Below are 5,249 nucleotides of genomic sequence, written 5' to 3'. Positions count from 1 at the left end.
CATCGCCGCTTGCCGACCTCGGCGCTGCATGAGCGCGGTATTGCCGACGAAGCCAAACTGGCAGCTGGCAAAATTGAAGAAAGTGAAGGCCTGATGCCCGACGGTGCGGTAATCATCGCCGCCATCACCAGTTGCACCAACACCTCCAACCCGCGCAACGTGGTCGCCGCCGGCCTGCTGGCGAAAAAGGCCAATGCCCTGGGCCTGCTGCGCAAGCCGTGGGTCAAGACCTCGTTTGCCCCGGGTTCCAAGGTCGCCAAGCTGTACCTGGAAGACGCCGGTTTGCTGTCGGAGCTGGAGCAGCTCGGCTTCGGCATCGTTGGCTATGCCTGCACCACCTGCAACGGCATGTCCGGCGCACTGGACCCGGTGATCCAGCAGGAAATTATCGACCGCGACCTGTACGCCACCGCGGTACTGTCCGGCAACCGCAACTTCGACGGGCGTATCCATCCGTACGCCAAGCAGGCCTTCCTGGCCTCGCCGCCGCTGGTGGTGGCCTACGCCATCGCCGGTACCGTGCGCTTCGACATCGAGCAGGACGTGTTGGGTACCGACCAGGCCGGCAACCCCGTCACCCTGAAGGACCTGTGGCCGAGCGACGAGGAGATCGACGCGATTGTCGCCGCCAGCGTGAAGCCGGAGCAGTTCAGGCAGATCTATATCCCGATGTTCGATCTGGGCACTATTGCGCAAGCCGAAAGCCCGCTGTACGACTGGCGTCCGATGTCCACCTATATCCGTCGTCCACCGTACTGGGAAGGCGCACTGGCAGGCGAGCGCACCCTCAAGGGCATGCGCCCGCTGGCGATCCTGCCGGACAACATCACCACCGACCACCTGTCGCCGTCCAACGCCATCCTGCTGGACAGCGCCGCCGGCGAATACCTGCACAAGATGGGCTTGCCGGAGGTGGACTTCAACTCCTACGCGACTCATAGGGGTGACCATTTGACTGCACAGCGCGCCACCTTCGCCAACCCGCAGCTGGTCAACGAAATGGCCGTGGTCGACGGTGCGGTGAAGAAAGGTTCGCTGGCCCGCGTCGAGCCGGAAGGCAAGGTCATGCGCATGTGGGAAGCGATCGAAACCTACATGAACCGCAAGCAGAACCTGATCATCGTCGCCGGTGCCGATTACGGTCAGGGCAGCTCGCGTGACTGGGCGGCCAAGGGCGTGCGCCTGGCGGGTGTGGAAGTGATAGTGGCGGAAGGCTTCGAGCGCATTCACCGCACCAACCTGGTTGGCATGGGCGTGCTGCCGGTCGAGTTCAAGCCGGGCACCACCCGCCTGACCCTCGGCCTCGACGGCACCGAGACCTACGACATCCAGGGCGAGCTGTCGCCGCGCTGCGAGCTGACCCTGGTCATCCAGCGCAACAACGGCGAAGTGATCCAGGTGCCGGTGATCTGCCGTCTGGATACCGCCGCCGAAGTCAACGTCTACAGCGCTGGCGGCGTGCTGCAGCGCTTCGCTCAGGACTTCCTCGAAGGCGCCGTCGCCTGATTCCGTAGGGTGGATGGCGCTTTTCCATCCACCGTTCGCGCACCGATGGTGGATCGGTGAAGCGTGATCCACCCTACGGCAATTTCACTCTTCAGCCAGGACCAAGCCATGGCTCATCCATCCCAGATCAGAATCCCCGCCACCTATATCCGTGGCGGCACCAGCAAAGGCGTGTTTTTCCGCCTGCAGGACTTGCCCGAGCGCTGCCAGGTGCCGGGCGAGGCCCGCGACAAGCTGTTCATGCGCGTGATCGGCAGCCCGGATCCCTATGCAGCGCATATCGACGGCATGGGCAGCGCTACCTCCAGTACCAGCAAGTGCGTGATCCTGGCCAAGAGCAGCGTGCCCGAGCATGACGTGGACTACCTCTATGGCCAGGTCTCGATCGACTCGGCCTTTGTCGATTGGTCCGGCAACTGCGGCAACCTGTCCACCGCCGCTGGCGCGTTTGCGATCCACGCGGGCCTGATCGATCCGTCGCGCGTCCCGCAGAACGGCACCTGCGTGGTGCGCATCTGGCAGGCCAACATCAAGAAAACCATCATCGCCCATGTGCCGGTGACCGACGGCCAGGTACAGGAAACCGGCGACTTCGAGCTGGATGGCGTGACCTTTCCGGCGGCCGAGATCGTGCTGGAATTTATCGATCCCTCCGATGACGCGGCCGAGGGCGGCTCGATGTTCCCCACCGGCAACCTGGTCGACGATCTCGAGGTGCCCGCTGATGTTGTAACGGGCGGTACCCTCAAGGCGACCATGATCAACGCCGGCATCCCGACCGTGTTCGTCAATGCCGAGGACATCGGCTACGCCGGCACCGAACTGCGCGAGGCGATCAACTCGGATGCCAAGGCGCTGGAGAAGTTCGAGCAGATTCGCATCGCCGCAGCCCTGCGCATGGGGCTGATCAAGACGCCGGAAGAGGCGGCCAAGCGCCAGCACACGCCGAAGATCGCCTTCGTCGCGGGGCCCAAGGACTACGTCGCCTCCAGCGGCAAGACGATCAGCGCCGACGAGGTCGACCTGCTGGTGCGGGCGCTGTCCATGGGCAAGCTGCACCACGCAATGATGGGCACCTGCGCAGTCGCCATCGGCACCGCCGCGGCGATTCCGGGCACCCTGGTCAATCTAGCCGCCGGCGGCGCTGCGCGTAGCGCGGTGCGCTTCGGTCACCCCTCGGGCACCCTGCGGGTGGGGGCAGAGGCCAGCCAGGTCAACGGCCAATGGACGGTGACCAAGGCGATCATGAGCCGCAGCGCCCGCGTGTTGATGGAGGGCTGGGTGCGCGTGCCCGGCGATGCGTTCTGAGGTGCGGCGTACCTCCAGATGAAAAAAACCGGGAGCCAGGCCCTGGCTCTTTCATTCCGGTCGTAGGGTGGGCGCTCCCAGCAGCAGTCATACTGTAGGAGCACGCCATGCGTGCGATTCGCGGGCATGGATCCAGGTGTCCCTCCCGCTCCTACACTGGATACGAGGCCGCGAAAGGATGCCGTGGCCAACCCCATCCACCTCCTATCCCGGGAGATCGAGCATGAGCGCCACCTTCGACCTGAACGTCCGCCCCGATTACGACCAGGTGATGCAGGATGTCGCTGACTATGTCTTGAACTACCAGATCGAGTCCGCCGAGGCCCTGGACACCGCGCGCAACTGCCTGATGGACACCCTCGGTTGCGGTTTGCTGGCGCTGCGCTTTCCCGAGTGCAGCAAGCACCTCGGTCCGCTCGTCGAGGGCACCCTGGTGCCGCACGGCGCGCGCGTGCCGGGCACCCGTTTGCGCCTGGATCCGGTCAAGGCGGCCTGGGACATCGGCTGCATTGTGCGCTGGCTGGACTACAACGACACCTGGCTGGCGGCCGAGTGGGGCCATCCGTCGGACAATCTCGGCGGCATTCTCGCCGTGGCCGACCACCTGTCGCAGCAGCTCGTAGCCCGGGGCGAGGCGCCGCTGAGCATGCGCGCGGTGCTGGACGCGATGATCATGGCCCACGAGATCCAGGGCGTGTTCGCCCTGGAAAACTCCTTCAACCGGGTCGGCCTGGATCACGTGCTGCTGGTCAAGCTGGCCTCGGCCGCAGTCTGCGCCAAGCTGATGGGCGCGGACCGCGAGCAACTGCTGTCGGCCATTTCCCAGGTATTCGTCGACGGCCAGGCGCTGCGTACCTACCGTCATGCGCCGAACGCCGGGTCGCGCAAATCCTGGGCGGCAGGCGATGCCAGCAGTCGCGGCGTGCGCCTGGCCGATATCGCCATGCGCGGCGAGATGGGCATCCCCGGCGCACTGAGCGCGCCGCAGTGGGGCTTCTACGACGTGCTGTTCAGCCACGGCAACCAGGACCTGGCGCTGAAGCCGGCGGACCGGCGCCAGTTCAGTTTTTCGCAGGGTTTTGCCTGCTACGTGATGGAAAACGTGCTGTTCAAGATCAGCTTCCCGGCCGAGTTCCATGCGCAGACCGCCTGCGAAGCGGCGGTGATCCTGCATCCGCAGGTCAAGGGTCGCCTGCCGCAGATCGCCAGGATCGTCATCAGCACCCACGAGTCGGCGATCCGCATCATCTCCAAGGTCGGTCAACTGGCCAACCCGGCCGACCGCGACCACTGCCTGCAGTACATGACCGCCGTGCCGCTGGCGTTCGGCAACCTGGTGGCCGAACACTACGAGGACGACTTCCACGCCGCCAACCCGATCATCGATGAACTGCGCGCGAAGATGGAAATCGTCGAGGATGCGCGCTACAGCCGCGAATACCTGGAGGCCGACAAGCGTTCGATCGCCAATGCCGTGCAGGTGTTCTTCGCCGACGGCAGCAGCACCGAGAAGGTCGAGGTCGAGTACCCGCTCGGCCACCGCCGGCGTCGCGCCGAGGGTATCCCGCTACTGGAAGACAAGTTCAAGGCCAACCTGGCAACCCGTTTCCCCGCTCGGCGCAGTGCGCAGATTTTCGCCCTGTGCAAGGACCAGGCGGCGCTCGAGGCCACGCCGGTGCAGCGTTTCATGGATCTTTTTGTCATTTGAGCGGGAAGCCACAAGTGGTAGGCGGTAGACAGCAAGCGGCAAGAAACAGCCGGGGCCTGCGCTCCGGCTGTTTCATTTGAAGTTGAGCAGGCGAGTCGCGCAATCTTGCTTGCAGCTTGCAGCAGTCGCCTATTTCAAGCGCCGCTCGACACCTTTCTCGACCAGGATCTTGGCGGAAATCTCCTCCACCGAGAAATGCGTGGAGTTGATGGAGTTGATGTTTTCGCGGCGGAACAGGCTTTCCACTTCGCGCACCTCGAACTCGCATTGGGCGAAGCTGGCGTAGCGACTGTTGGGCTTGCGCTCGTGGCGAATGGCGGTGAGGCGATCGGGGTCGATGGTCAGGCCGAACAGCTTGTCCCTGTGCTTTTTCAGCACGGCAGGCAGCTGCAGGCGTTCCATGTCATCTTCGGTCAATGGATAATTTGCGGCACGAATTCCGTATTGCATGGCCATATACAGGCAAGTGGGTGTCTTGCCGCAGCGGGAAACGCCGACCAGGATCAGGTCGGCCTTGTCGTAATAGTGCGTGCGGGCGCCGTCGTCGTTGTCCAGGGCGAAGTTCACCGCCTCGATCCGCTCCATGTAATTGGAGTTGTGCCCGATGGAGTGGGACTTGCCGACCGAATAGGACGAATGCGAGCTCAGTTCCTGCTCCAGGGGGGCAAGGAAGCTCGAGAAGATGTCGATCATGAAACCGTCGGATTCGGCTAGAACCTCGCGTATT

4 protein-coding genes are annotated in these 5,249 nt (G+C 64.0%); 3 read left to right on the top strand and 1 reads right to left on the bottom strand.

Annotated elements, in window-relative coordinates; all coding sequences use genetic code 11:
* From acnA to prpD, 3 genes are all read left to right on the top strand, one after another.
* A partial coding sequence (gene acnA, locus ABZE94_RS20130; protein ID WP_372877808.1) for an aconitate hydratase AcnA occupies nucleotides 1–1,506 on the top strand: 1,506 nt, incomplete at its 5' end.
* Between the two features lie 108 nt (nucleotides 1,507–1,614).
* The gene (prpF, locus tag ABZE94_RS20125; protein WP_372877806.1) at nucleotides 1,615–2,814 is read left to right on the top strand and encodes a 2-methylaconitate cis-trans isomerase PrpF; all 1,200 of its coding nucleotides are present in this window, start codon (nucleotides 1,615–1,617) and stop codon (nucleotides 2,812–2,814) included.
* Between the two features lie 223 nt (nucleotides 2,815–3,037).
* On the top strand, nucleotides 3,038–4,522 hold the full coding sequence (prpD, locus tag ABZE94_RS20120; RefSeq protein ID WP_372877805.1) for a 2-methylcitrate dehydratase: 1,485 nt from the start codon (nucleotides 3,038–3,040) through the stop codon (nucleotides 4,520–4,522).
* Nucleotides 4,523–4,651: 129 nt separating this feature from the next.
* On the opposite strand, the gene ppsR is transcribed toward prpD, so the two are convergent.
* Nucleotides 4,652–5,249, bottom strand: a 598-nt coding sequence (gene ppsR, locus ABZE94_RS20115; RefSeq protein WP_372877803.1) for a pyruvate, phosphate dikinase/phosphoenolpyruvate synthase regulator, incomplete at its 5' end; no start/stop codon positions are given.

Source organism: Pseudomonas sp., assembly GCF_041601375.1.
Lineage (GTDB): Bacteria > Pseudomonadota > Gammaproteobacteria > Pseudomonadales > Pseudomonadaceae > Aquipseudomonas.
This window is presented reverse-complemented; position numbering and strand designations above follow the sequence as displayed.